Raw genomic sequence first — 25,524 nt, 5'->3', positions numbered from 1 at the left:
AATCCGGCAGGAGTTGGACCGGGTCGGATAGGCCCGGTGCATGGGACCTTTGACCCTGACTCCTGCACTTGCGTCAGCGGATGATCGGACTGCTCGTTACCTGGACCAAGGAGTTCGAAATGCCCTGGCGACCAAGTGGCTACCTCAGGAAAAGCACTCGCATCGTCGATAACGGTGTCGTTTGGTGCCCACTGCGTCAGGGCGATATCGATATCGACCGTTGTCAAATCTGCCCTGCCTTCACGGGCTTTGGAGGCGACGGCGACATCACGACTGTCTCCTGCCGTCCCCGTCGCGGCTTCGTCGGCGAGCCCCGCTACCGCGAGCCGTCGCTCTGATCCGGCGCCAACTCCTCTGGCGTGACACAAGCGTCGCCAACGAACGCCTCGCGGCCGCGCCCTGGACGGCCGATCCGTGATGGGTGTCAGTCGTGGTGGATGCGGCCGGGCAGTGTGGTGAGTCTGGCGCCGGTGCCGCCCCAGCGGGCTGCGATGATTTCGCTGGCGATGCTGATGGCGGTTTCTTCGGGGGTGCGGGCGCCGAGGTCGAGGCCGATGGGGGAGGAGAGTGTCTGTAGTTCCTGGTCGGTGAGGCCGGCCGCGCGTAGGCGGGTGAGGCGGTCGTTGTGGGTGCGGCGGGAGCCCATTGCGCCGACGTATGCGAGGTTCTGGCGTAGGGCTATCTGTAGTACTGGTACGTCGAATTTGGGGTCGTGGGTGAGGACGCAGACCACGGTGCGGTTGTCGGTGCGGCCGGCGTCGATTTCGGTGCGTAGGTAGCGGTGTGGCCAGTCGACGACGACCTGGTCGGCGCTGGGGAATCGTTTGGGTGTCGCGAATACGGGTCGGGCGTCGCAGACTGTGACGTTGTAGCCGAGGAACGTGCCGATCTGTGCTACGGAGGCGGCGAAGTCGATGGCTCCGAAGACGATCATCCGGGCCGGGGGTGCGTACGAGGCGACGAACAGGGTCAGTGCGTCGCCTTGTCGTTGGCCGTCGGGGCCGTAGTGAAGGGTGCCGGTGCGGCCGGCGGCGAGCAGGCCTCGGGCGTCGTTGGCGGCGGCGGCGTCCAGGCGCGCGGATCCCAGCGAGCCGGCGTGGCGGTCGGTCCAGACCAGTAGGCGGGAACCGAGCTGGTCTTCTGGCCCGTCCACGCGGGGTCGGCCGGTTTGGATGACCTCGTTGCACAGGTCGTAGACGGCGCCTTCGACGCAGCCGCCGGACACGCTGCCCACGACGGTGCCATCGGGTCCGACCGCCATTGTCGCGCCGGCGGGGCGGGGGGCGCTGCGCCAGGTCCGCACGACCGTGGCCAGGCCGACCTTCTGGCCGGCCCGCCACCAGGCGAGCAGGTCGTTCAGTACGTCACGCATGGCACCTCCAGCGTCGACCACCGCCGGCCGCGAGAACCAACCCGGCAACGGCACTCAGCGCGCACTCCAACGGGACCTTGCGGAGCCGACGCCGGTGCGGCTCTGCCGAACTGGAGATGTACCGGGTGACACTCGATCAAGGCTCCCGTTTGTCGGCGATGGCGTTGACCGCCGTGAGGTTCGGGCTTTTGGCCCGGTCGGACGCCTGACCGTTGGCAGGCCCGAGCTCACCATGGAGTCAGCCGTTGAGTTGTCCAGAAGATAAGCCAGTCAACGCAAAACCGCAGCCGCATCTCGGTCTTTCAAGGAAGGGCTCTACGGTTCAGCTCGATTAACCGCTCTTTCGGGCCGTGTCCTGTGCGCTGGTCGCATTTGCTGGAGCGGATTGCCGTGGCCCGGCATCGACCAAGAGCGATAATTCGTCGGTGGGAGCCACCGGTGCGGGGCGCAAATCATCGAGGATTGTCAACCCAATATCCGGGCCACCCCGTGGCGCCACATCGCGCGATTCTGGGCGGGGCAATTGGCCGATCGGAGGCGAATCCACGCAACACGGACCCGGTGAATGAAGAGCCACGTCCGGTTTTGGTGCAGTTAGCGTTTCTACATGCCCGGCCGCGGCTGGTGTCCGCTTCCGGTGCCAACTCATTGTCCTCGACCGCCACCGTCCGTACAGTGTCCAAGATCTCCTGCGCGCCGGGCACGAGAGGGGGTTGAGTCGTTGCGCTTCGTGTTGAGGAAGCGATGCTCGCCGGCCCGTGCGCCTGGTCGTTCCGCTGACCGGGATGGTGCCCTTGCCCCTGCTCAAGGTCAGGATGTTGGCTTCGTCACCTGTCGCACACCAACCTGTCGTACCGGGGCGACGACCGGGTCGAGTCCGCCTAGGAACCATTACCACCGCTCTGGTTCGGGTTTGGCTCGAAACTGGTGCGCCGGTGGATGGCACTCGCTGCCATCAGTTCCTCAGGTGCACTTTCGATCTCATGTTGACTGATGAGAAGAGGGCCGGCATGAAGGGTAAGAAGAGGGTTTCGTTGGTTGCCGCGGCGGCGGCTTTGATGCTTTTTGGCGCGGCGGCGTGCGGAAGCGGCGATGACCGGGATGGGGGCGAGGGCGGCGGACTCGGAACCATCAAGGTCGCAGTCGGTACGCAGCAGACCTTCGAGTTCCTCCCTGCGGAGTACGGCCTCGAGATGGGCGTCTGGCAGAAGCGGGGCCTCAAGGTCGAGAACCTGTATGTCCAGGGCAGCGGCCAGGTCTCCCAGGCGATGGCCGCGAACCAGGCGGACATGGGCCTGACCGCCGGGGCGTCGGGCGTGGACGCCATCCTGAGCGGTGTTCCCGCCAAGATCACCGGCCTGATCGGCAAGGACTTCAAGATGATGCTGGTCGTGGTGCCGAAGGACTCCACGATCACCGACATCAACGGCCTGCGTGGCAAGACCATCGGGGTCTCGGCGGCCGGCTCCCTGACGGACTACCTGGCCAAGAGCATCGCGACCCATCAGGGCTGGCCGGAGGACTCGATCAAGCGGGCCAACGTGGGCGGGCTCAACGAGCAACTCGCGGCGATGGAGTCGAAGGCGACCGACGCCTTCATCTGGTCGGCCGAGGCCGGCTTCGCCCTTGAGGAGCAGGGCAAGGGCCGGGTGCTGCTCGACTTCGGCAGCATCGTCACGAACAACGTCTTCGAGGACATCGTCACCAATGACAGCGCCATCAAGAACCGCGAGGACGCGGTCCGGGCGTACCTCGAGGGCTGGTACGAGACGGTGCGATACATGAAGGACCACCGCGACGAGACCATCGCCTTCATGCAGAAGAAGTTCGAGGTGTCCCAGGCGGTCGCGGCCAAGACCTACGACCACGACATCGACAACCTCTCGCTGGACGGCGTCATCCCGCAGCAGAACCTCGAAGGACTCGCCAAGTCGGTGGTCGACCAGGGGATTACCGACAAGCAGCCGGCGATCGAGACGTTCTGGGACGGGCGCTTCGTTCCGGTCGCGGCCGGATGAGCGCGAACCAAACGGTGGGCACGCCAGCCGGTCTGGCGGTAGGTGACACCGCCGCCGTGTCAGAGCCCGAAGGGGCGCCGGCACGGTGGCGGGTGTCCCGCACCGCGGTCGGCATCTTCGTGGTCATGGTCGTGTGGCTGGCGGTGTGGGAGCTGACGGTCCGGGCCGGCCTGATCAGCGACACCTTCGCCGCCCCGCCGAGCAAGGTCGCCGTGGCCCTGGTCGACCTCGCCGGGATGCCCGACGTGCGAAACGCGTTCCTCGGCGCGATCGGGATGTTCCTGGTGGCGTTCGCCATCGCCGCAGTGACCGGCGTGCTGGCCGGTGCGGCGATGGGTCTGTCCCGGGTGGCCTACCGGGTGTTCCACCCGATCGTGCTCGGACTCTTCTCCACCCCGAAGATGATCTTCATTCCGATCTTCATCCTGATCGCCGGCTTCGGCACCACCTCGAAGATCTCCTACGGTGCGGTCTCCGCATTCTTCCCGGTGGCGGTGACGGTGACCGCGGGCGTGCGCATGGTCGATCGCCGGCTCTTGATGACCCTGCGTTCGATGGGCGCGTCGCGGTGGCAGTCGCTGCGGACGGTTATCGTTCCGGGCTCGCTGCCGGCGGTGATGGCGGCTCTCTGGTACGGCATGAAGCACGCGCTGCTCGGCGTGTTGATCATGGAGCTGTTCGCCTCCCAGGAGGGTATCGGCCACTACATCGGCCTCTATTCCTCCACGTTCCGTTCCGACCGGGTTTACGCCCTGGTCCTGGGCATGGCGCTGTTCGCGATCCTGCTCGGCTCGCTGTGGCGCTGGCAGGAGCGGCGGCTGAGCCGCTGGCGAGGAACCACCAACTGACTTTCGCCACGACCGGCTAGGTATGCAGACAGCAAAGGCACAGATGACCATGACTGAGATTGCTCTCGCCGCCACGAACGTTTCGATGCAGTACCAGAGCCAGCGGGGTCGTCAAGTGACCGCGCTGGACTCGGTGAGCCTGGAGGTACGGCGTGGCGAGTTCGTAAGCCTGATCGGTCCCAGTGGCTGCGGCAAGTCGACACTGCTGTACATCCTGGGCGGCCTGCGCAGGCAGACCTCGGGCGAAATCCTGCTGGACGGCCAGCGCATGACCGGCCCGGTGCCGACGAAGGTCGGTTTCGTCTTCCAGGACTACACCCTGTTTCCCTGGCGGACGATCATCGCGAACGTGGAGACGGGCCTGGAGTTCCGCGGCGTCGGCAAGCGGGAGCGCCGGGAACGGGCCGAGGCCAACCTCGACCTGGTCGGGCTCAGCGCGTTCGCCAACGCGTACCCCGGGGAGCTCTCCGGTGGCATGCAGCAGCGGGTGGCCATCGCCCGCGCCCTGACGATGGACCCCGAGATCCTGCTGATGGACGAGCCGTTCGGCGCGCTGGACGAGCAGACCCGAACGGTGCTCGGCGAGGAACTCGCCAGGATCCTGGAGCAGACCGGCAAGACCATCGTCTTCGTCACACACAGCCTGGCGGAGGCGGTCTTCCTCTCCGACCGGGTCGTGGTGATGTCGGCGCGGCCCGGCCGGATCAAGGAAATCGTCCCGATCGAAGAGCCTCGGCCGCGCAGGCCGGAATTCGCCACTTCGACAGCATTCAGTCACGCCCGGAACGGCCTGTTCGACCTGCTCCACGAGGAGGTTCGGGCGGCCGCGCTCGCCGAACTGGGCAGCCCGGCCGGGGGAGCGAAGGGCGTGCGGCATGCAAAGGCGTGAGCGGTTGACCGTCGTCGCGATCCAACTCGGCCTCGCCGTCGTGGTGCTGGCCATCTGGATCTTCCAGACCCGGGAGGGCCGGGTATCACCGATCCTCCTACCCCAACCGGAGAAGGTACTCGCCGAGTTCCCGGAGATCTTCCGCGACAGCATGTTCTGGACCAGCCTGCGCACCACCGCGCTCGAACTGGTCGGCGCGTTCGCGCTCGCCACGGTCAGCGGTCTGCTGGTCGGCGTAATCGTCGGGCGGTGGAGCGTTGCCTCGCAGATCGCCACCCCGTTGCTGTCCTGGGCGCAGACCGTGCCGATCATTCTCTTCTACCCGATCTGCATCCTGCTGTTCGGGATCGGGCCGATGTCGAAGGTCGTCTTCGGCGGCTTCTACGGCTTCTTCCCAATCGCCGCGAACACCGTGATGGCGCTCGCCGCCGTGCCGACCCGGTACGTCACCGCGGCTGCCGCTCTGGGGGCCAACCGCCGCCAGTTGGTGGGCAAGGTGCTCATCCCGGCGGCCCGCCCGCTCGTGCTCTCCGGGATCCGGCTCGGTGCGGCGCTGTGCCTCATCGGCGTGCTCGCCGGCGAACTGCTCGGATCGACGGAAGGACTCGGATATCAGATCGCCTCGAGTTCCGGTGGGTTTCGCACCCCGGAGCTGTACGCGTACATCTTCGTGGCCCTCGTCCTGGTGGCCGTCTTCAACCTGCTGATCACGCGCGCCGAGGACCGCAGTGCGGAGGTCTGACAGCGAAGCGCACACGGCTGGCGAGGCGATGTGAGATGGCGCGACCGCGCGGACGCGGCCCGGACAGCGGCCATCGCACTGCTGTTCTGTCACGGGCTGGGGGCGAGCACCGTTGCGCTGCCCCTCCTGGCGGTGGCCAACGGCTACCAGGCGACGACCGTCGGCCTGTTGGTGGCCATCTCCGGAGCCGGTCAGATCGGCAGCCGGATCGCGGTTGTGTGGCTGCCACGTGGGCTGACCGAGCGGTGGCTGATCGTGGCCGCGGTGCTGCTGCTGTGCCTGTCCAGTGCCGCCGTCGTGGTCGCGCCGTCGCTACTGATGTTCGTGCTCGCGCACCTCTGGCAGGGGATCGCGCGGGGGTTCTTCTGGATCGGGTTGCAGGCCCAGGTGGTTCGGACGGTGGCCGAACCCCGACGGCCGCTGGCCGTGGTGGACTTCGTCGGCGGGATCGGACTGGTGATCGGGCCGGCCACGATCGGGCTGGTCGGTGGATCCGTCCGCACCACCCTGGCGCTCAGCATCGTGACCACCGCGCTGAGCGCGCTACCGGTGCTGCGCCTCGCCCCGCTGCCGCTGCCCGCCGCCGCGGCGGCCAGGCCGTTGAAGCTCCGGTGGCGCGGTCGCCGGCGGTGGCTCAGGACCGACGCTCCGGTGCTGGCAGCGGTCTCCGCCGGCACCTGGCGCGGGCTGCTCAGCTCGTACGTCCCGGTGGTGCTCGCCGGTGCCGGGCACGCCACCTCGGCGGTGGGCTTTCTCGTCGGTCTCGGGTCGGCCACCAGCATCGCCGGATCGATGGCGGTCGGCCTCGTCGCCGGCCGGTCGCTGGGCTCCCTGTACGTCATGGCGGCGTTGGGCTCCGGCATCGGGCTCGCCGGCATCGGGCTGCGGCCGGGTTCGTTGCCGGTCGTCGCGGTCCTGCTGGTCATCAGCGGAGTGGGGGCCGGAGTGTTGCAGACCCTGAGTTCCTCGCTGGCCGCGCGCGAAGTGGCCCGGGACGAGCGGGGCAGAGCGGTCGCCACGGTCGGTACCTACCGCGCGGTGGCCCTGCTGACCTCGCCGCTCGGCATCTCGGGGTTGCTGCTGATCTTCCCGCTCGGGCCGGCGATGGCCGTGATCGGGGCGTTTGCCGCGATACCGGCGCTGAGCCGGTGGATCGTGCCAGGCCGGCGGGCCGATCCGTGACCACCGACCGGGCCCGAGGCAGTAGGGACGGGGCTAGCCGCCAACCGGGGCGGAGCCGGTAGCGATGACAGCACTCACGGAGGAACGATGACGAAGGCAACGCCCGAACCGACCGGGTTCGAGCAGACCCACCCACGTACCCGGGTGATCGCCGGTGTCGACACCCACCGCCGCTTGCCCGAACTACTGGCCGATCTGGACGCGCGCACCGTGTTCGTGGTCTGCGGACGCACCGTCGGCCAAGGGCCGCAGCTCGCCGCGCTGCGCGAGGTGCTCGGCGAGGCGATCGTCGGGGTCTTCGACGGGATCCGGCCGCAGGCCGGGATGACCCCGCTGGCCGACGCCGCCGAGGCCGTCAAGGCGTCGGGCGCCGACGCGGTGCTGAGCCTCGGCGGCGGAGCGGCCATCGACACCGCCAAGTACCTGATCCTGCTGCTGTCGCATCAGTATCCGCTGGAGGAGTACCGGGTACCCAAGGGTCGGGGTCGGGAGGGCCGCCCTGCACGAGCGCTCGCCTCGACGGCGCACCCGCACATCGCCGTGCCTACCACCGCCGGGTCGTCCAGCGAGGTGATGCCCTGGGCCGGCATCCGGGACGAGCAGCACGGGGAGAAGGTGCTGTTCCGGGACCCGCTGCTGGTGCCCGACGTTGCCGTGCTCGACCCGCTGCTCGTCGTACCGACCGGCCCCCGGCTGACCGCGACCAGCGGGGTGACCGCCCTGGCGCGGGCGGTCGAGGCCACCTACTCGCGCAATCGGCAGCCGATCGCCGACGGCTACGCACTCCAGGCGCTGCACCTGCTGGCCACCGCACTGCCCCGGTCGATCGAAGCCGGCGACGACCTCGCCGCCCGGGGCGACGCGCAGATCGGCGCCATGCTGTCGGGGATCGCGGCGGACAACGCGATGGTGTCGCTGGTCCATTCGATCGGTCACGCGGTGGGCGGCCGGTACGCGCTGCAGCACGGCGTGGCGCACCGGATCTTCCTGGCCCCGGTCGCCGGCCGGCTGCTCCCGGCCGCCGGAAGGACGCTGTACCGGGTGGCGAACGCGCTCGGCGTCTCGGCCCGGCCGGACCGGGACGCGCCCGAGACGGTCGTGCCACAGGTCACCGAGCGGCTGCGGGCGATGCTCGAGCCCTTGCCGATCCCGACGTCCCTGCGTGAGGTCGGGGTGGCGAAGGCGGACCTGCCGGAACTGGCCAAGGCGACATCGGTGGAGCCGATGATGTCGTACTGCCCGCGTGAGGTCTCCCTCGAGGAGATCGAGGAACTGCTGGAGCTCTGCTGGTGAGCTGGCGGCCGAGCGGGCGGTGAGCCCGCCGTGCCCGGCGCCGCCGCCCGGATCATTTGGAACAACGCCGAGTTGGGTGGGGAGATGCAGCTAGAACACGAGTTCACCGTCCCGATGGCCGTCGAGGAGGCGTGGCAGGTCCTGCTCGACATCGAGCGCGTCGCCCCGTGCATGCCCGGTGCAACGGTGACCCGCGTCGACGGCGACGAGTTCGACGGAAGCGTCAAGGTGAAGGTCGGGCCGATGCAGGTCGTCTACCGCGGCACGGCACGGTTCGAGGAACGCGACGAGGCAGCTCGGCGGGTGGTCGTGACGGCGGCGGCGAAAGAAAGTCGCGGCACCGGTACGGCGAAGGCCACGGTGACCGGGACCCTCGTGCCCGACGGTGACGCGACAACCGTGCGGGTGCTCACGGACCTGGCGATCACCGGGCGGCCCGCCCAGCTCGGTCGCGGAGTGATCGACGAGGTCGGCCAGAAGCTGATCGGCCGGTTCGCCGCCGCACTCGCGGAGGAGCTCGCCCGTGGACGCGCCACCGCCGGTACGGCACCATCCGCCGCCGGGGAGCAGGCCACGGCGCCGGGCGCGGCGGCGACCGGTACGGCTGCCGGTGCGGCGAACATCGGCGCCGCGTCAACCGTGCCCGCCGCGCCATCGTTGTCGGTCGACCCGTTCGGTCCGGTCCGCTCGCCGGCCGACGACGCGATCGACCTGCTCGAGGTCGGGGTGCTGCCGGTACTCAAGCGGCTGGCCGTACCGTTGTCGATCGCGGCGGCGGTCGTCGTCATCGCGTTCGCGCGCCGCCGGAGCCGGCGTTGACGGCGACCGCGCTGCCCGTGCCGGCGGTGGTGCCGCAGGTCGCGCTGGTGTCGACCGGCGGGACCATCGGGGCGGTCGGGCACAACCGCCTCGACCTGACCCGGTACGGCGAGACGAACCAGCATCGTGCGGTGGAGACGCTGCTCGCCGATCTCCCGGAACTGTCCGACATCGCCGCGATCCGTCCGGCCGCGCTGCCGAGCGCCCCGAGCCACGCGCTGAGCCTCGATGACCTGCTCACCATCGGCCGGACGGTGGCGCGGCTGGCCGCCGACCCACAGATCGACGGCGTCGTGATCACGCACGGAACCAACACGCTGGAGGAGACCGCGTTCTTCCTCGACCTGGTCTCGCGGACCGGCAAGCCCGTCGTGGTGACCGGTGCCATGCGGCCGGCGTCGGGAATCAGTGCTGACGGGCCGCTCAACCTGCTCAACGCGGTCCGGCTCGCGGCGTCTCAGGCCGCCCGGGAACGGGGCGTGCTGGTGCTGCTGGACGACACGATCCACGCCGCTCGGGACGTGACCAAGTCGTCGGCCAACCGGCTGTCGGCGTTCAAGGGCGCGGAACTGGGACCGCTCGGGTTCGTCGAGGGCGACGGGACGGTCGTCTTCCACCACCGGCGCGAGCCCTGGCCGGCCCAGGGCCGGTTCGACGTCGCCGGTCTGGCGGAGGTGCCCCGGGTTGACGTGGTGGTGTCGTACGTGGGTGCGGACGGCGCGTTGATCGAGGCGAGCGTACGCGCCGGCGCGGCCGGCATCGTCAGCGCGGGCACCGGGGCCGGCTACCCGACCCCGGCCGAGACCGCCGCGCTGGAGCAGGCGGCCGCCGCCGGCGTGGTGGTGTGCCAGGCCACCCGGGTCGGCGCCGGCCGGGTAACGCCCCGGCCGGCGGATCTCTCCCGGGGCTTCGTCACCGCCGGCAACCTCAACCCCTGGAAGGCGAGGTTGTTGCTGGCGTTGGCGCTGACCACGAGCCGCGATGCCGAGCGGATACAGCCGCTGTTCGACCGCGGCTGACGGCGGCTAACGATGGGCCGTGCCCCAGAGCCGGGCGACCTGCAACGCCGCGCTGCGCAGTTTCCCGACCGGCTGCCGGTCGAGTCCCCGAGCCGCCGCCCACAGCGCATCGGCCGCGGCGGTGACGTCGTCCGGCCCGGCGTCGGCACCGGCTGCAGCGGTGGTCGCGGCGGTGAACTTCCGCCGGACCCGCTGCGGCACGTCCACCCGCAGTCCCGGGTCGCCGACGATCTGCTGATCGGCGGTGTGCAGGCGCAGCCGGGCGCCGAATCCCTCGGTGAGCTCGGGTTCGACGACGTAGCGGACCCGCTGGGCCAACTCGCGTACCTCAGGACGGCGGAAGCTCGCCGGCTCGAAGGAGGCGCTGTCGACGTCCTCGTCCAGCAGGGCGAGCGCCACCGCCAACGGCAGGCTGGTCCGGGCCTGGTACTCGCTCGCCGGCGCCAGTTTCTCGGCGATCGGCTCACAGACAATCGGCACGTACCACGGCGCAACTCCGCAGACGATCTCGGTGAGATCGGCCGCCCGGACACCCTGGCGGCGCAGCTCGGCGGCCATCGCGATGAACGGGTGCAGCACGTGGGCGCAGGGGTAGAGCTTGACCTCCGCCTCCCTGGACAGCCAGCGTTCGCCGAGCCCGGTGGTGACCTCGGTGGGGTCCACCTCGGCGGCGAGGAACGAGGCGAACAGACCGTGCCGGCCCTCGACCACCGAAGCCGGGCCTGGAAAACCGCGGGCGGCGAGCCCGTCAGCGATCACGCCGCCGTGGGCCGCCCACCCGGGATGCAAGCGCTTGGACCAGGTGCCGTCGCTGAGGAACTCCAACAGGCCGCCAGACATGCTGCCGGACAATCCCATCGCGCTGGCGATGGTGGCCGGATCGCGTCGCCGCAGCACCCCGACGACGAGAGCGGCGGCGAGCGGGCCGAAGATGCTGGTGGCCTGGAAGCCGCGGGCGTGCAGCCCGCGCCCGGCAGCCGCGCCGAGCCGGGCGAGCAGTTCATCGCCGGCGGCGATCGCGGCGACCACCTCGGCACCGCCGCGCTCGTCGGTGGCAGCGGCCAGCGCGGCGGGCAGCAGTACGCCCATCGGGTGGATCACCGACTCCGGGAAGGTGTCGTCGTAATCCAGGGCGTGCACGAGGCTGCCGTGCGCCAGGGCCGCCGATGCCGGGTGCATCGGCCGCGGATCGAAGAGCAGCGTGGCCCCACCCTGACCGGCCAACTCGCCGGCCAGGTCACGCACCGCCCGGCCAGGCGGTGTCGACCAGGCGGCGGCTACCAGGCCGATCGCGTCGGCGATGCGCAGCGTAACCCGGTCGCGGATCTCGGCGGGCAGGTCTTCCGGGCGCAACTGGCCAGCCCAGCTGGCGAATACCTCGGCGATCTTCGGCACGGTGCGGTCCTTCTCTCGACGGTGAGTTTTCAAATACACGGAGGAATGGGACGTTGAAGAACATATTCGATGTAATCGATGCGATCGATCCTCGCGAGGTCAGCGAACTGGCGCTCGCGCTGGGACAGATCGACAGCCCGAGTGGCAGCGAACACGCGGTCAGCGACTACCTCGTCGAGTGGTGCGCCGACGCAGGGCTCGCGCCCCGCCGCGTCCGAGCCCTGCCAGACCAGGCAGCCAATGTGGTGGCCCGGATACCGGGTGCTGGCGGCGGCATGTCGCTGCTGTTCAACAGCCACATGGACACCGCCGTCGCGCGCGGGGACACCACCTATTTCCGAGAGCCGGATCGGCCCGAGTTCCACACGGCCTGGCGCGACGGCGACGAACTGGTCGGGGTTGGCGTGGTCAACGACAAGGGGCCGATGGCGTGCTGGCTGGTGGCCGCCGCGACCTTGCGCCGGTCGGGCATACAACTCCCCGGGGACCTGGTGCTGACGATGGTGACCGGGGAGATCGGCTACGAGCCGGTGGACGAGTTCCAGGGGCCGCGGTACCACGGCAAGGACCATGGCAGCCGGTACGTCGCGACACACGGCGGGCTCGCCGACTTCGTGGTGGTGGCGGAGACCACCTCGTTCGCGCCCATCTGGGTCGAGCCCGGCAAGGCGTTCTTCCGGATCGTGGTGCGCGGCCGGGACCGCGGCATATACACGCCTTACCTGCGCCGCCCCTACCAGCCCGGGCAGCACCCCAACGCAATCATCCAGGCCGCCCCGCTGGTCCCGCTGATCGAGCAGTGGGCGTACGAGTACCAGGAGCGGACCCGGACCGTGCGGGACGCCGGGGAGGTGGTGCCGAAGGTGAACATCGGCGCGATCCGGGCGGGACATCCCAGCCAGCCCATCCTGACCCCGGCCTCCTGCACGCTCTACCTCGACGTACGGGTGCCGCCCGGCGACCACCCGCTGGGGATCCAGGAGGAACTGCGGGACCTGGTCCGCAGCGCCGGGATCGATGCGGAGGTGGAGTGCTACCTGTTCCGCCGTGGTTACCAGGCCATCGGGGCCGAGCCACTTGTCGAGGCCCTGCGCTCCGCGACCGGCGCGGAGGTCTCCCCGGCCCGGATCGCCGCGCCGGGGCACACCCCGGCGAGCATGTGGCGTGACCTGAACGTCTGGAACGAGATGGGTATGCCGGCGGTGACCTTCGGACCCGGGCAGGGAACCGGTTCGGGGAACGTGTCGATCGCGGAGGCCGATCTGGTGGCCTGCGCCCGCATCTACCTGCGCACCGCGCTGGAGATCTGTCGTACCCCGCGCCCGGCCGCCGCCCCGTCCTGATGGCGGCCGTCGACGACCGCCGGAGCCCGCTGCGATGACTCTCCCCACGCCCACCGTCCGTCCGGCTCCCTTGCGGCGCCCGTCGCGACGGGCGCCGGGACCGGTGGCCGGCCGTGACGCCCGGTCCAGATTCGCAAACGCGCAGGCCAGCAGGGCACCCGCTTGTTCCACTGGGCGGACTCGTGCGGCACGTGGCGAACGCCCGGTGCCGGCAAGGTCGGCGGCGATTCGCGTTCGGCGAGCCACCTTCGGACCCGGCGAGGTTCCTGGTGACGGTCCGGGGGGATCGCGGTCGGGCGTGCCCGTCGGAACCCGCCCGGCTGCTGTTCGGCGCTACGGCACACGGGGGGCGACGCGGCTGCGCGCGGTGCCGATCGGCGGGCGGCCGGGCTCCGGCAAGCGGGGGGCCGTCGCGGAGACGGTGCCGGATGGCGGCCGGGGCAACGGGGCGCATCCGCGTCAGCTCGCCTCCGCCCTGCTCCGGCGCGGAGTCCGGGAGGCGCTCGACCTGCTGGCACGCTCGGACTGGTTCGTGCGGGAAGTCCGGCCCGATTCCGCTGCCGGAGCCGTCGCGGGTGGTCAGCCGAACGATGCGCGCAGCGTCGCCGCGGTCCCGGCGGCGGCGTCCCGGACGAGCCCGCTGAGCTGCTCGATCGAGCTGCTGTGCAGGGGAGCCGTCACCGATAGCGCCGCGACGGCGACCTTCTCGGAGCTGAGCACGGGCGCAGCCACCGCGAGGTAGCCGACATGCATCTCCTCGACCTCGGTGGCGATCCCGGTCGCCCGGGCGCGCTCCAGGGCGCGGGTGATGTGTAGGGCCGAGGTGATGGTGCGCGAGGTCCGTCGCGGCAGGCCCGCGCGCAGTACCTCGGTGACGAGATCGGCCTGCGAGAAGGCCAGCAGCGCCTTGCCCACGGCCGTGCAGTGCAGCGGCATCCGACCCGCGATCTGGGTCAGCCGGGTCGGCTGCCGGTACGGTGAGAGCCGCTCCACGACCAGCGCGTCGAGTCCGTCGATGATGGCCAGGTGGACCACGGCCTTGGCCTTGTAGAGCAGTTCCTGCATGTACGGCCGGGCCGCGTCCCGCAGGATGCGCTGCCGCGGCACCCGCTGGCCGAGTTCGAACAGCCTCAGCCCCAACCGGTAATCGCCGCCGGCACGCTCCAGCACGCCCCAGGTCGTGGCGACCTGGCAGATGCGGTGGACGGTGGTCTTGGGCAGCGACGTCCGGCGGACCAACTCGGCGAGCGAGAGCTGGACGTCGTCGATGGTGAACGCGTCGAGGATGATTTCGATCTTGCCGACGACCGAGCGCATGTCGAGTCGGTCGGACTCCCCAGGAGTGGTCATTGCGCCCCGTCGAGAAATTTCGTCACAATTTCGACCACTTCTTCCGGCATCTGCTCCATCAGCGGCACCATCCCACCCTGGATGACCTCCAACCGCGCGTCAGCCAACTGCTGTACCAGCCGGGGCACCTCGTGGAACGAGATCGGGTCGGCCGTGGCGCCGATGCAGAGCACCGGTCCGGGATAGCTGGTTCGTCCCTCCATGCGGTAATTGGTGATCGCCCGGTGTCCCTCCTCAGCCTGCCCCTCCTGAAGAAGAACGTCGCGGACGTACCGATCGAGGAGGTCGGGGCGCGCGGGCGGATAGAAGCCGCTGCGCCGTACCCAGATCTCCATCAGGTGCCGTCCGTCGTCGGAGAGTTCGACCAGGCTCAGCGGGTGCATCTGTGGGCGGTGCTGCCGGAACTCCTCGTCCACGTACGGGGTGCCGGACAGGATCAGCCGTCGGAAACGGTCGGGCTGCTGGGCCGACGCCTCAACCGCCACGATGCCGCCGAGTTGGTGCCCGAGCACGTCGACCTGGTCCAGGCCGAGTTCGTCGAGCAGGGCGAGCACCGCGTCGGCGTACCGCTCGATGGAGTGGTCCTCGATCGATTCCGATGCGCCGAACCCGATGATGTCGAGCGCGATGACCCTGCGTTGATCCGCCATCAGCGGCATCAGCTCGCGGAACTCGTCCCACGAGCGCGGCGCCTGATGGAGCAGGACGAGTGGATCTCCGGTCCCCAGCTCCACGTAGTGGATCAATCCACTGCGCGTGCGGGCGTAGTGCGGGGAGAACATCGGCGCGATCATCGTGGATCTCATCCTCGCTGTCGGGGCCTCGCTGTCGGATGACGGCGGCAGTTCGGCAGGTGCCCTGCTCAGGCTAATCCTTCCAGGTCGGCTGGCCTGCCGGCACGGTCCACTGAACGGGATGCGGAGGTGGCCAGCGAGCCGTTGGACCAGCAACCTATGGGTCCCGGGGCCGTCCGTCATGGGAATCGGTCCCGCCGAGGGAGTTCCGCCGCCCGGTCGACCGGGCGAGGCGTCACCAGTTCCGCGCCCATCCGTCCGGCGCGGGATCCGGCCCGAGAGTCGAGAGGGGGTAAACCGGATGTCGGACCAGTCAGCACGGTCGGTCGTGGCAACGGGACAGACCGTTGCCGGCGACGTGCCGGACCTTGCCAGCTATCCGGCCGAACTGCGGCCGGCGATCGAGCGTGCCTGGGCGGCCATCGACAGCGACCGGCTGCGGGACCTCATCGTGCGGATGGTCTCCATCCCGAGCCCGACCGGAGACGAGCGGGAGCTGGCGCAGTTCCTGACCGGCTACCTGGCGAAGTCCGGGCTGGAGTCCTGGTATCAGAAGATCGACGACCGGCAGGGCAACGCGGTCGGCCGGTTGGCCGGCGACGGTACCGGCGCCGACCTGCTGCTCTACGCGCCGATCGACACTCTCACGGTGGGTACGGCCGAGGAGGACGTGCCACAGGTGGGGCCGGAGCTGCGGCCGGACATGCGCTCCGAGGGCTTCGTGGACGGCGACCGGGTGATCGGGCTGGGCGCGAGCAATCCGAAAGGCCACGCCGCCTGCGTGGTGGCCGCCGCCGAGGCGGTCGCCGCGGCCGGCGTACCGCTGCGCGGGTCGGTGCTGGTCGGGCTCGGTGCCGGAGGCATGCCGACGAACAGCCGCGAACTGGTCGCGCGGGCCAACACCGGACAGGGCAATGGCTGCTCCTTCATGCTGGAGCAGGGCGTGCAGGCGGATCACGCGATCCTCGCCAAGCCGGGCTGGTCGGTCTCCTGGGAGGAGGTCGGACTCTGCTGGTTCACGGTCCGGGTGTTCGGGACGTACAACTACGTCGGTAGCCGGCAGCGCCTGCCGTACCGCAACGCCATCGTGGATGCCGGGCGGCTCATCGCCGAGCTGGAGAAGTGGTTCCCGAAGTACACCGCCCGGAACACCTCGGGGCTGGTCGCCCCGCAGGGGCACGTCGCGTCGATCCGGGGCGGCTGGCAGCGGATGGCGGCGGTCTCGCCGGCGGTCTGCGAGTTCACCGTCGACCTGCGGATCAGCCCGCGCACCCGGCCGGTCGACGCCCGCCGGCAGTTCGCTGAGGCGATCGCCGACGCGCTTGCCCGGCTCGGTGACGTTGAGTGTTCCTGGGAGATGGTCCTGTCCATCCCGGGCAGCTCGACTGCGCCCGACGCGTGGATCGTCAAGTCCTGCATGCGGGCCTGGGAGGCGGTCACGCACCAGCCTCACGTGATCGAGGAAGTCTATCGGACGACCAGCGGCGCCACCGACGGCAACATCCTGCGTAACCGGGGCATCCCGACCGCGCGGATCGGCATGCCCCGGGTCTCCAACGCCGACGGCGCCGAGGTCGACTTCGCGATGGGCATGAACGCGGTCGCGCTGCCCAACATGATCCAGCTGACCCGGCTGCTGGTCGCCGCGGTGATCGACGCCTGCGCGCGACCCAGAAACGAGATCGAGCAGATCGGCACCGCGCCGACCGAGGGGAAGGGGACCCGATGACCCGTTGGTGGCACGAGGTGTTCGCCGGTGCGGAGGGTACGGCCTACCGCTCCTTCACGCATCGCCAGGACCGTGGGGTACGCCCGGCGCTCCTGGTGATCGACGTCGTCACCTCGTTCGTCGGCCCACCGGGAGGGGATCTCAAGTCCGCCATAGCGCAGTGGCCGACCGCGTGCGGCCCCGCCGCCCACGAGGCGCTGCCGGGGGTGGCGGCCGTGCTGGCGGCCGCTCGCGAAGGCGGCGTGCCCATCGTCCACCTGCGACCCAGCGGGCTGGCCGGCCGGTTTCTCGGACCCACCGTCAAGGGGGAACTCGCCGGTGAATACGTCAACGGTCGCCCCGGCGCGGTCGATTTCGCCCCGGCGGCGGCGCCGCGCGACGGCGAGCTGGTGATCGACAAGCCGCGGGCGAGCGCCTTCTTCAACACCCCGCTGGCGACCTACCTGCACTCACTCGGGGTCGACAGCGTCGTCGTCGCCGGCTGCACCACCTCCGGGTGTGTCCGTGCCAGCGTCGTGGATGCGTTCTCGCACGGGTTCGCGCCGTTCGTCGTCGAGCAGGCGGTCTTCGACCGGTCCCGGCTGTCGGCCGCGGTCAGCCTGTACGAGATGGACGCCAAGTACGCCGACGTCATCCAGTTGGACGACTCGGTGGCCTGGCTGTCGACGCGAGGGCTGGCGTGACCGCCGCAGGACCGCGTCCCAGCCCCTGTGACAACTACCGCGACCGGCGGCTCAACGCGGTCGCCGATTCCGGCCCGGTACATCCCTAGGTGGAGGTTCCCACGAGATGACCACTGAACAATCGTCGCCGAAGTCGACGCCGTCGTTCTGGCAGAACGACACCCCCGACGGCCAGGCGCCAATTCGGGAGGGCCAGGACTGGAAGTCCTGGCCACTTTACGACAGCGCGATCCTCGGCTTCCGAGATTACTGGTACCCGGTGCAGTGGGCCGAGCGAATCGGGCAGAAGCCGGTCCCGATCAAGCTGCTCGGCGAGGACATCGTGCTGGTCCGGGAGGGTGCTGAGATCTACGCCCTGCACGACCGCTGCCCGCACCGTGGCGTACCGCTCTCGCACGGGCGCCGGCAGTTCCCGGACACGGTGAGCTGCGCGTACCACGGTTGGACCTTCGACCTGAAGTCCGGCAACCTGTGCGCCGTCCTCACCGACGGGCCGGACTCGCCGATCTGCGGTCGGATGAAGGTGCGTACCTACCCGGTGCAGCAGCGGCTGGGCCTGGTCTGGGTCTACATGGGATCAGGCCCCGTGCCACCGGTCGAACGGGACATCCCCGACGAGTTGCTCGACAACGACTTCGTGATGGGCGGCCGCAGCGACATCCGCAACGGCAACTGGCGGTTCGCCGCGGAGAACGGCTTCGACGAGGGGCATGCCAAGTACCTGCACAACACCGCCCTGTGGCGGCTGTTCAAGGTGATGCCCGCGTGGAACAAGACCCACATCGTCCAGGAGGGTCCCTGGCTGATTCGGGTGCAGGACGAACTGCACTGGGAGGCCGAATACCCCGGGCTGGGCGTGTGGACCAACAAGCGCTGGTGGAAGCGCCGGCCGCTGCCCGACCGCCCCGGCAAGGGCAAGAGGATCAACCCGGTCATCGACGGACTGAACATCCCGGGCTTCGTCTCCATCCGGCTGCCCGGACTTCTCCGGGTCGCGTACCCGGAGTTCATCCACTACGAGTGGTACGTGCCGGTGGACGAGGACCATGTCCGCTACGTCCAGATGATGGTGCGGTTCGAGAGCGGCCTGGCCGCCGCGGCATTCAAGTTCAAATACCTGGCCGCGATCCGGTGGCTCTTCCACGGTCAGTTCACCGGTCAGGACGCCTGGATGGTGGACGTCACCGACGCCCCGCCGGAGCGGCTCTACCGGCCGGACGTGTCGATCACTGCCTGGCGGCGCCACGTCGAGAAGACCAAGCCGGTGGTTCAGCCGGCCCCCTTCCGTACTCCCAACGACAAGAGGTGAGCCCGAGATGACGAGTGGAAAGGCCGCGCTGGTGGCCGTCGTGGCGGCCGTGGCCGTCGCCGGCCTGCCCCCCGTACGCCGGGGACTGAGCCGGCTGTTGGTCCTGAGCACCGGCACGGTGGTCCGCACCCAGAAGCGGATCCGGTGACCACGCCCCGCATGTGGAGGTGACGTGATGAGTTCGATCGTTCTCGGGGTTGGCGCCTCGCACAGCACGTTGATGAACACCCACTGGGACGCGGTCGCCGACCTGGACGACGCGGTCCGGTTCCGGCAGGGCCTCGCGGATGCCCGCGCCGCGATCACCGCCGCCGAGGCCGACGCGATCGTGGTGATCGGCTCGAACCATTTCCGCGGCTTCTTCCTCGACCTGATGCCCACGATCACGATCGGTGTCGCCGAGTGCGTCGGAGCGGGTGAGTCGGGCACCCCGGGAGGACCGCTGCCGGTCGACGTGGACCTGGCTCGGCACGTCAGCACCTCGCTGCTGGACGACGAGTTCGACGCCGCGTTCTCGTTACGGCTGCAGGTCGACCACGGCATCACGCACAGCCTGCAGTACCTGGTGCCCGAGCTGGACGTACCGATCGTGCCGGTGGTGCTGAACATGTTCGCGCCACCGCTGCCGACCCTGCGGCGCTGCCAGTCGCTGGGGCGGGCGATCGCCCGCGCCATCAGCTCCGACGGCGCGGACAAGCGGGTGGTCGTGATCGCCTCGGGCGGACTGTCCCACCGACTGCCCTGGCCGAAGTGGTTCGAGACGTTCTCCGACGACGATCGCTTCCTGGTCGAGGCCTGGATCAACGGCCGGCAGTCCTGGAAGGAGTACGAGGTCCGCCGCCGGGAGATCATCCAGGCGGCCGAGCCGGACATCAACCCGGAATTCGACCGCTATTTCCTCGAACTGCTGTCCGTCGACAAGCTCGACGAGATCGTCGCCTACAGCAACGACCGGGTCGAAACCGAGGCGGGCAATGGCGGCCAGGAGATCCGTTCCTGGATCACGATGGCGGCGGCGGTGGGTCCGGCCCGGGGCCGCACGCTCGCGTACGCCCCGATTCCGCAGTGGCTCACCGGGATGGCGGTGGCGTTGGTCGAGCCGCATGCCGTCCCGGGCGCCTGAGATCACGAATCGACACAGCACTGGAGGCGAGAGCCGTGACCATCTGGACCGACCTCACCGGAGTCTCCTACTCCGTCGGGTTCGTCAACGCCGGGGGCATCCGCACCCGCACGCTCCGGGCAGGTGAGGGCGACGCCGTCGTCTTTCTGCACGGCACCAGCGGGCACCTCGAGGCATTCGTCCGCAACATCCCGTCGCACGCGCAGCACTTCAGCTGCCACGCCATCGACATGCTCGGGCACGGGTACACCGAAGGGCCGGACTACCCGTACCGGATTCCGCGCTACGTCGACCATCTGCTGGCGTACCTGGACGCGGTCGGCGTCGAACGGGCCCACCTGGTCGGTGAGTCGCTGGGCGGCTGGGTCGCCGGACGGCTGGCGGCGGACCACCCGGACCGGGTCAGCCGGCTCACCCTGATCGCCCCCGGCGGCACCGTCGCCAACCCGGCGGTGATGGACCGGATCAAGACGAGCACCCGCGCGGCGGTGGAGAGCGACGACATCGGCCTCACCCGCAAGCGCCTCGAACTGTTGATGTTCGATCCGGCCAACGTGAGCGACGAGTTGGTCGAGGTCCGGCACGCGATCTACCACCGTCCGGAGTTCAAGGCGGCGCTCGACAACCTGCTCTGCCTCCAAGAAATGGAGAACCGGCAGCCCGACCTGCTGACTGTGGAGCAGATGGGCCGGATCACCGCGCCAGCCCTGATCATCTGGGGGGCGCAGAACCCGTTCGGCGAGGTGCCGGAGGCCGAGCGGATGCACGCGTCGATCCCCGGTTCCCGGTTGGAGATCTTCTCCGAGTGCGGGCACTGGCCGCAGCACGAGCACGCCGACCGGTTCAACGAGCTGAACATCCCGTTCCTGACCGGGCGCGACTGAGCGGCGACGGCGGCCGTTGCGGCGGATCTTCAGCAAAGGTGGTGAACGAGATGGAGCTGCGGGTCAAACAGCTCACCTGGGAGTCCGACGGGGTCGTGTCGGTCAGCCTGGTGGACCCGGACGGACACGAACTGCCGTCGTGGGAGCCGGGCGCGCACCTCGACCTGTATGTCGGCGACCAGATCCGGCAGTACTCGCTCTGTGGCGATCCGGCCGATCGCAGCCGATACCGCATCGCGGTGTTGCGAGCAGCGGACAGCCGCGGCGGGTCGGCCTTCGTGCACGAGCGGCTCAGGCCCGGACAGCTGGTGCGGATCGGTGGCCCACGTAACCACTTCACGCTGGAGCCGTCCCCGAACTACCTGTTCATCGCCGGCGGGATCGGCATCACGCCGATCCTGACGATGGTCCGTCAAGTTGCCGCCGAAGGCCGCACGTGGCGGCTGGCGTACGGGGGGCGCAGCCGGGCGACGATGGCGTTCCTGAGCGACCTGGCCGGATATGGCGACCAGGTCAGCGTGGTGGCCGAGGACGAACAGGGCCGCCTGCTCGACCTCGACGCCCTGCTCGGTGAGCCCGAGGCGGACACCCTGGTCTACTGCTGCGGGCCGGAGCAGCTGCTGGCGGCGGTGGAGTCACGCTGTGCCGAGTGGCCGCCAGGCAGCCTGCGGTTGGAGCGCTTCGCGCCGAAGCCACAGGAGCAGCCCACCGGTCCGGGAATGGCGTTCGAGGTGGTGTGTCAACAGTCCGGCTGCACCGTCCAGGTTGATGCGGACACCTCGATCGTCGACGCGTTGGAGACCGTCGACATCTGGATCCCGAGCGCGTGCCGCGAGGGAATCTGCGGCACCTGCGAGACCCGTGTCATCGACGGCGTGCCGGATCACCACGACTCGCTGCTGTCGGAGGACGAGCGGGCCGCTGGGAAGGTCATGTTGCCGTGTGTCTCGCGAGCACTGTCGCCACGGCTGGTGCTCGATGTCTGACCAGATCGGGAGGGGCCTGATGGTGGACCGGACCAGCGATCCCGTCCAAGCGGCCGCGCGGATCCTCGTCGAGGCGGAGGAGCAGGGACGACCCTGCCCGCCGATCCGGGACCTGTTCGCCGCGGGCGACGTCGCCGCCGCGTACGGCGTCCAGCGGGCCATCGCGGAGCGGGGAATCTCCCGGGGCCGCCGACCGATCGGCCGCAAGATAGGGCTGACCTCGGCGGTCGTGCAGCGGCAACTCGGGGTGGACCAGCCGGACTTCGGCACCATCTTCGCGGACATGGTCTACCGCGAGGACCAGCTGGTGCCCCTCACCCGGCTGCTGCAACCGAAGGCGGAAGCTGAGATCGCGTTCATCCTCGACGTGGACCTTGCCACGGGCCCGGTCGGCACGGCGGACGTGGCCGCCGCGACCCGTGCGGTGATGGCGGCCATCGAGGTGGTCGACAGCCGGGTCGCCGGCTGGGACATCAGCATCGTGGACACCGTGGCCGACAACGCGTCCAGCGGGGTAGTGGTGCTCGGTTCCGCGCCGATCCCGCTGGACGGACTCGATCTCCGCACGGTCGAGATGACGATGACCTCCGGGGGCGAGGTGGTGTCGAGCGGGACCGGCGCGGCCTGCCTGGGCGACCCGCTCGACGCGGTGGCCTGGCTGGCCAACACCGCCATCGAGATGGGCGCCCCGCTACGGGCCGGCGACCTCGTGCTCAGCGGCGCGCTGGGCGCGATGGTGCCGGTTGAGCCTGGCGCGGTGTTCCACGCGGAGCTCTCGGGCCTCGGATCAGTGACCGCTTGCTTCGGCGATGGAGGCCGGTAATGAGCAGGACAAAGGTAGCCATCATCGGGTCGGGCAACATCGGCACCGACCTGATGATCAAGATACTTCGGGTGTCCCCGTCGCTGGAGGTCGCCGCGATGGTCGGCATCGACCCCAGGTCGGACGGGCTGGCCCGGGCCGACCGGCTGGGCGTGCCGACCACTGCCGAAGGCGTGGAGGGGCTGGTCCGGATGCCGAACTTCGACGATATCGAGTTGGTGCTGGACGCGACATCGGCTGGAGCGCACCACGCCAACGACGCGCTGCTGCGACCGTACGGCAAGCGCCTGATCGACCTGACCCCGGCCGCCATCGGCCCGTACGTGATCCCGCCGGTGAACCTCGACGCGCACCTGGGCGAACCGAACGTCAACATGGTGACGTGCGGCGGGCAGGCGACGATCCCGATCGTGGCGGCCGTCTCGGCAGTCACCCCGGTCTGGTACGCGGAGATCGCCGCTTCGATCGCCTCGCTCTCGGCCGGGCCGGGCACCCGGGCGAACATCGACGAGTTCACCGAGACGACCCGGCTGGCCATCGAGCAGGTGGGCGGCGCGGCCAGGGGTAAGGCGATCATCATCCTGAACCCCGCCGAACCGCCGATGATCATGCGCGACACCGTGTTGTGCCTGGTCGGCGCGGCTGACCAGCAGGCGATCGCGGACTCGGTGCAGGCGATGGTGGCTGACGTCCAGGCGTACGTTCCGGGCTACCGGCTCAAGCAGGAGGTCCAGTTCACCCCGGCCGGGGCCGACGTGCCGGTCGACACGCTGATCGACGCCCCGCCGGGCACGCCGCTCTGGCTGGTGAGCGTCTTCCTGGAGGTCGAGGGTGCGGCACACTACCTGCCGGCATATGCCGGCAATCTCGACATCATGACGTCGGCTGCGCTGCGGGTGGCGGAGCGGATGGCTCAGCGGCAAGTGGAGGTCGCGCAGTGAGCACGGTCTACGTACAGGACGTCACCCTGCGGGACGGAATGCACGCCATCCGCCACCAGTACACGCTCGACCAGGTGACCCGGATCGCGGCCGCCCTCGACGCGGCCGGCGTGGACGCCATCGAGGTGTCGCACGGCGACGGGCTGGGCGGCGGCAGCCTCAACTACGGCCCGGGCCGCCACACCGACTGGGAGTGGATCGAGGCCGCCCGCGGCGCGGTCAGCCGGGCCAGGTTGACCACCCTGCTGCTGCCCGGCATCGGCACCGTGCACGACCTGCGGCGCGCTCACGAGCTCGGGGTCACCTCGGTCCGGATCGCGACCCACTGCACCGAGGCGGACATCGCCGCCCAGCACATCGCGACGGCGCGCGAGCTGGGCATGGACGTCGCGGGCTTCCTGATGATGTCGCACATGAGCGGGCCGGCGGAGTTGGCCGCCCAGGCCAAGCTGATGGAGTCGTACGGCGCGCACTGCGTCTACGTGACCGACTCCGGCGGACGGTTGACAATGGACGGCGTCCGCGACCGGGTGCTCGCCTACCGACGGGTGCTGGACGAGGCCACCGAGATCGGCATCCACGCCCACCACAACCTCGGCCTCGGCGTGGCCAACTCGGTCGTCGCGGTTGAGAACGGCGTGTTCCGGGTGGACGCTTCGCTGGCCGGGCAGGGTGCCGGTGCCGGCAACTGTCCGATCGAAGCGTTCGTGGCCGTGGCCTCGCTGCAGGGGTGGCAGCACGGCTGCGACCTGTTCGCGCTGATGGACGCCGCCGACGACCTGGTGCGCCCACTACAGGACCGTCCGGTGCGGGTTGACCGGGAGACGCTGACGCTCGGGTACGCCGGGGTCTACTCGAGCTTCCTTCGGCATGCGGAGACGGCCGCACAGCGGTTCGGCGTGGACGCGCGGGACCTGCTGATCGAGGTGGGGGCCCGCCGGCTGGTCGGCGGCCAGGAGGACATGATCGTCGACATCGCGCTGGACCGGCTGCGGTCCCAGCGCTGAGGGGCGACCCGGGGCGCGCCACCCGGAGGTAAGACGGCACGCCGTCCACTTGACGCAGCCACCGCGCGCTAGGGTGTCGAGATCGCTGCAGTTCACGCCGGGCAGCCGGCCGGGCCGTGGCCGTGGCCACTGAACTGCGGGCGCTGCTGCTCGCCGTCTTCGGCGGCGCCGGGGTTTGGGCCCTGCGGGGCGGCCTGCCCGCAGCGTCGAACTGACGACAGCGTACGCAGCAGGTCGACGCATCGTCCGCTTCAGCGTTCGCAGCGCTCGTGCATACGCGCCCACATGACCCCCAAGAGGTACGCGGGATGGCGTGGCGCGATGAGCCGCGCGGCGTTGACCGGTCAATGCTGGTGAGGAACCCGCAGGCGCGACACGGAAGGCACTGACATGCCAGGATTGATGATCGACTACATCACCTCCCTGGACGGGTACGGTGCGGCCGAGGGCTGGCCGGGCTTGTGGGGCCTGGGCGGCCCGGAGTACTTCGCGTGGCTCGGCGAGGACGCCAAGAGTGAGTACACCCTGCTGATGGGGGCGAACACGTATCGCTTGTTCGCCGGCTTCGCCGAATCCGGCCAGGAGGGGATCGAGGAACTCGCGGGCATCCCGAAGGTCGTGTTCTCCCGCACCTTGACCACCCCGCTGAGCTGGGCCAATACGACGCTGGTCGATCAGGACGCGGTGGAGGTTGTCCGGTCGATGAAGCAGGACGGTCGGTCTCCGCTGCGTACCATCGGCAGCCCCAGCCTGTGTCGGTCGCTGCTGAAGGCAGGGCTGGTCGACCGGTACCGGGTGGTGGTGTTTCCCGTCGTCAACGGCGCGACCGGCAGCGACCGGATCTACGATGGTTGGCCGGATGTGGCGCTGCAGATGGTCGACTCGCGCACCTTCGACGGCAGGCTCCAGCTCTTGGAGTTCGTTCCCACCGTCCTGACCGGTCCTCCTGGGGCGTCGGCGACGGACTGACCACCG

25 protein-coding genes are annotated in these 25,524 nt (G+C 69.8%); 21 read left to right on the top strand and 4 right to left on the bottom strand.

Annotated features, from left to right (window positions below):
• Window positions 1–80 precede the first annotated feature (80 nt).
• A complete protein-coding gene (locus EV376_RS22830; protein WP_130326402.1) occupies window positions 81–338 on the top strand; it encodes a hypothetical protein in 258 nt (85 codons plus the stop codon).
• A gap of 86 nt (window positions 339–424) precedes the next feature.
• Here the strand turns inward: EV376_RS22830 and EV376_RS22825 are convergent, their stop codons facing one another.
• Window positions 425–1,372, bottom strand: a complete 948-nt coding sequence (locus EV376_RS22825) for an XdhC family protein (RefSeq protein WP_130326400.1) — start codon at window positions 1,370–1,372, stop codon at window positions 425–427.
• A 935-nt stretch (window positions 1,373–2,307) separates the two neighbouring features.
• On the opposite strand from EV376_RS22825, the gene EV376_RS22820 reads away from it, so the two are divergent.
• The 8 genes from EV376_RS22820 to EV376_RS22785 all read left to right on the top strand — a co-directional run bounded on the left by EV376_RS22820 (window position 2,308) and on the right by EV376_RS22785 (window position 10,182).
• On the top strand, window positions 2,308–3,390 hold the full coding sequence (locus EV376_RS22820) for an ABC transporter substrate-binding protein (protein WP_165438060.1): 1,083 nt from the start codon (window positions 2,308–2,310) through the stop codon (window positions 3,388–3,390).
• 56 nt (window positions 3,391–3,446) lie between these two features.
• The gene (locus tag EV376_RS22815) at window positions 3,447–4,238 is read left to right on the top strand and encodes an ABC transporter permease (RefSeq protein ID WP_165438059.1); all 792 of its coding nucleotides are present in this window, start codon (window positions 3,447–3,449) and stop codon (window positions 4,236–4,238) included.
• A gap of 49 nt (window positions 4,239–4,287) precedes the next feature.
• On the top strand, window positions 4,288–5,127 hold the full coding sequence (locus tag EV376_RS22810; protein ID WP_130326394.1) for an ABC transporter ATP-binding protein: 840 nt from the start codon (window positions 4,288–4,290) through the stop codon (window positions 5,125–5,127).
• On the top strand, window positions 5,114–5,869 hold the full coding sequence (locus tag EV376_RS22805; protein ID WP_130326392.1) for an ABC transporter permease: 756 nt from the start codon (window positions 5,114–5,116) through the stop codon (window positions 5,867–5,869). The genes EV376_RS22810 and EV376_RS22805 overlap by 14 nt, the downstream gene beginning before the upstream one ends.
• A 30-nt stretch (window positions 5,870–5,899) precedes the next feature.
• Window positions 5,900–7,051, top strand: a complete 1,152-nt coding sequence (locus EV376_RS22800) for an MFS transporter (protein WP_130326390.1) — start codon at window positions 5,900–5,902, stop codon at window positions 7,049–7,051.
• Between the two features lie 87 nt (window positions 7,052–7,138).
• Complete coding sequence (locus EV376_RS22795; RefSeq protein ID WP_130326388.1) at window positions 7,139–8,344, top strand: iron-containing alcohol dehydrogenase; 1,206 nt, start codon at window positions 7,139–7,141, stop codon at window positions 8,342–8,344.
• A 30-nt stretch (window positions 8,345–8,374) separates the two neighbouring features.
• Window positions 8,375–9,163: an SRPBCC family protein gene (locus tag EV376_RS22790; protein WP_207228320.1), complete on the top strand. Its 789-nt coding sequence runs from the start codon at window positions 8,375–8,377 to the stop codon at window positions 9,161–9,163.
• Window positions 9,160–10,182, top strand: a complete 1,023-nt coding sequence (locus tag EV376_RS22785; RefSeq protein WP_130326386.1) for an asparaginase — start codon at window positions 9,160–9,162, stop codon at window positions 10,180–10,182. Before EV376_RS22790 ends, EV376_RS22785 begins: the two co-directional genes overlap by 4 nt.
• A gap of 6 nt (window positions 10,183–10,188) precedes the next feature.
• On the opposite strand, the gene EV376_RS22780 is transcribed toward EV376_RS22785, so the two are convergent.
• The gene (locus tag EV376_RS22780; RefSeq protein WP_165438058.1) at window positions 10,189–11,616 is read right to left on the bottom strand and encodes an MmgE/PrpD family protein; all 1,428 of its coding nucleotides are present in this window, start codon (window positions 11,614–11,616) and stop codon (window positions 10,189–10,191) included.
• Between the two features lie 14 nt (window positions 11,617–11,630).
• Here EV376_RS22780 and EV376_RS22775 point away from each other — a divergent pair, with 14 nt between their 5' ends.
• A complete protein-coding gene (locus tag EV376_RS22775; RefSeq protein WP_130326381.1) occupies window positions 11,631–12,920 on the top strand; it encodes a M20/M25/M40 family metallo-hydrolase in 1,290 nt (429 codons plus the stop codon).
• A 579-nt stretch (window positions 12,921–13,499) separates the two neighbouring features.
• Here EV376_RS22775 and EV376_RS22770 read toward each other — a convergent pair.
• Together EV376_RS22770 and EV376_RS22765 are read right to left on the bottom strand one after the other, a co-directional pair.
• The gene (locus EV376_RS22770) at window positions 13,500–14,270 is read right to left on the bottom strand and encodes an IclR family transcriptional regulator (RefSeq protein WP_130326379.1); all 771 of its coding nucleotides are present in this window, start codon (window positions 14,268–14,270) and stop codon (window positions 13,500–13,502) included.
• Entirely contained in the window at window positions 14,267–15,064 is a 798-nt protein-coding gene (locus tag EV376_RS22765) for an alpha/beta fold hydrolase (RefSeq protein ID WP_207228318.1), read from the bottom strand. The genes EV376_RS22770 and EV376_RS22765 overlap by 4 nt, the downstream gene beginning before the upstream one ends.
• Before the next feature lie 328 nt (window positions 15,065–15,392).
• Between EV376_RS22765 and EV376_RS22760 the strand changes: the two genes are divergently transcribed.
• The 11 genes from EV376_RS22760 (at window position 15,393) to EV376_RS22715 (ending at window position 25,518) form a co-directional block, all read left to right on the top strand.
• Window positions 15,393–16,793, top strand: coding sequence for a peptidase dimerization domain-containing protein (locus EV376_RS22760; protein WP_207228316.1), 1,401 nt, complete (start codon window positions 15,393–15,395; stop codon window positions 16,791–16,793).
• Window positions 16,790–17,476 (top strand): isochorismatase family protein, encoded by a 687-nt coding sequence (locus EV376_RS22755; RefSeq protein ID WP_130326372.1) that lies wholly within the window; start codon window positions 16,790–16,792, stop codon window positions 17,474–17,476. Before EV376_RS22760 ends, EV376_RS22755 begins: the two co-directional genes overlap by 4 nt.
• 106 nt (window positions 17,477–17,582) lie before the next feature.
• Window positions 17,583–18,785: a Rieske 2Fe-2S domain-containing protein gene (locus EV376_RS22750; RefSeq protein WP_130326370.1), complete on the top strand. Its 1,203-nt coding sequence runs from the start codon at window positions 17,583–17,585 to the stop codon at window positions 18,783–18,785.
• Window positions 18,786–18,792: 7 nt separating this feature from the next.
• Complete coding sequence (locus EV376_RS30315) at window positions 18,793–18,933, top strand: hypothetical protein (protein ID WP_165438057.1); 141 nt, start codon at window positions 18,793–18,795, stop codon at window positions 18,931–18,933.
• A 27-nt stretch (window positions 18,934–18,960) separates the two neighbouring features.
• Window positions 18,961–19,908, top strand: coding sequence for a DODA-type extradiol aromatic ring-opening family dioxygenase (locus EV376_RS22745; RefSeq protein ID WP_130326368.1), 948 nt, complete (start codon window positions 18,961–18,963; stop codon window positions 19,906–19,908).
• A gap of 35 nt (window positions 19,909–19,943) precedes the next feature.
• On the top strand, window positions 19,944–20,792 hold the full coding sequence (locus tag EV376_RS22740) for an alpha/beta fold hydrolase (protein WP_130326366.1): 849 nt from the start codon (window positions 19,944–19,946) through the stop codon (window positions 20,790–20,792).
• Entirely contained in the window at window positions 20,714–21,778 is a 1,065-nt protein-coding gene (locus EV376_RS22735; RefSeq protein ID WP_486482762.1) for a PDR/VanB family oxidoreductase, read from the top strand. The genes EV376_RS22740 and EV376_RS22735 overlap by 79 nt, the downstream gene beginning before the upstream one ends.
• A gap of 19 nt (window positions 21,779–21,797) precedes the next feature.
• The gene (locus EV376_RS22730; protein WP_130326362.1) at window positions 21,798–22,601 is read left to right on the top strand and encodes a fumarylacetoacetate hydrolase family protein; all 804 of its coding nucleotides are present in this window, start codon (window positions 21,798–21,800) and stop codon (window positions 22,599–22,601) included.
• On the top strand, window positions 22,601–23,542 hold the full coding sequence (locus tag EV376_RS22725) for an acetaldehyde dehydrogenase (acetylating) (RefSeq protein ID WP_130326360.1): 942 nt from the start codon (window positions 22,601–22,603) through the stop codon (window positions 23,540–23,542). The genes EV376_RS22730 and EV376_RS22725 overlap by 1 nt, the downstream gene beginning before the upstream one ends.
• Entirely contained in the window at window positions 23,539–24,549 is a 1,011-nt protein-coding gene (dmpG, locus tag EV376_RS22720) for a 4-hydroxy-2-oxovalerate aldolase (RefSeq protein ID WP_130326358.1), read from the top strand. The genes EV376_RS22725 and dmpG overlap by 4 nt, the downstream gene beginning before the upstream one ends.
• Window positions 24,550–24,951: 402 nt before the next feature.
• The gene (locus tag EV376_RS22715) at window positions 24,952–25,518 is read left to right on the top strand and encodes a dihydrofolate reductase family protein (protein WP_207228311.1); all 567 of its coding nucleotides are present in this window, start codon (window positions 24,952–24,954) and stop codon (window positions 25,516–25,518) included.
• Window positions 25,519–25,524 lie beyond the last annotated feature (6 nt).

The sequence above is a fragment of the Micromonospora sp. CNZ295 genome (assembly GCF_004217535.1).
This window is presented reverse-complemented; position numbering and strand designations above follow the sequence as displayed.

Coding starts and splice junctions, on each gene's coding strand:
- EV376_RS22750 (WP_130326370.1), top strand. CDS start 17,583: ATGACCACTGAACAATCGTCGCCGAAGTCGACGCCGTCGTTCTGGCAG.
- EV376_RS22770 (WP_130326379.1), bottom strand. CDS start 14,270: ATGACCACTCCTGGGGAGTCCGACCGACTCGACATGCGCTCGGTCGTC.
- EV376_RS22725 (WP_130326360.1), top strand. CDS start 22,601: ATGAGCAGGACAAAGGTAGCCATCATCGGGTCGGGCAACATCGGCACC.
- EV376_RS22795 (WP_130326388.1), top strand. CDS start 7,139: ATGACGAAGGCAACGCCCGAACCGACCGGGTTCGAGCAGACCCACCCA.
- EV376_RS22810 (WP_130326394.1), top strand. CDS start 4,288: ATGACTGAGATTGCTCTCGCCGCCACGAACGTTTCGATGCAGTACCAG.
- EV376_RS22765 (WP_207228318.1), bottom strand. CDS start 15,064: ATGATCGCGCCGATGTTCTCCCCGCACTACGCCCGCACGCGCAGTGGA.
- EV376_RS22825 (WP_130326400.1), bottom strand. CDS start 1,372: ATGCGTGACGTACTGAACGACCTGCTCGCCTGGTGGCGGGCCGGCCAG.
- EV376_RS22830 (WP_130326402.1), top strand. CDS start 81: ATGATCGGACTGCTCGTTACCTGGACCAAGGAGTTCGAAATGCCCTGG.
- EV376_RS22745 (WP_130326368.1), top strand. CDS start 18,961: ATGAGTTCGATCGTTCTCGGGGTTGGCGCCTCGCACAGCACGTTGATG.
- EV376_RS22715 (WP_207228311.1), top strand. CDS start 24,952: ATGATCGACTACATCACCTCCCTGGACGGGTACGGTGCGGCCGAGGGC.
- EV376_RS30315 (WP_165438057.1), top strand. CDS start 18,793: ATGACGAGTGGAAAGGCCGCGCTGGTGGCCGTCGTGGCGGCCGTGGCC.
- EV376_RS22730 (WP_130326362.1), top strand. CDS start 21,798: ATGGTGGACCGGACCAGCGATCCCGTCCAAGCGGCCGCGCGGATCCTC.
- EV376_RS22805 (WP_130326392.1), top strand. CDS start 5,114: ATGCAAAGGCGTGAGCGGTTGACCGTCGTCGCGATCCAACTCGGCCTC.
- EV376_RS22755 (WP_130326372.1), top strand. CDS start 16,790: ATGACCCGTTGGTGGCACGAGGTGTTCGCCGGTGCGGAGGGTACGGCC.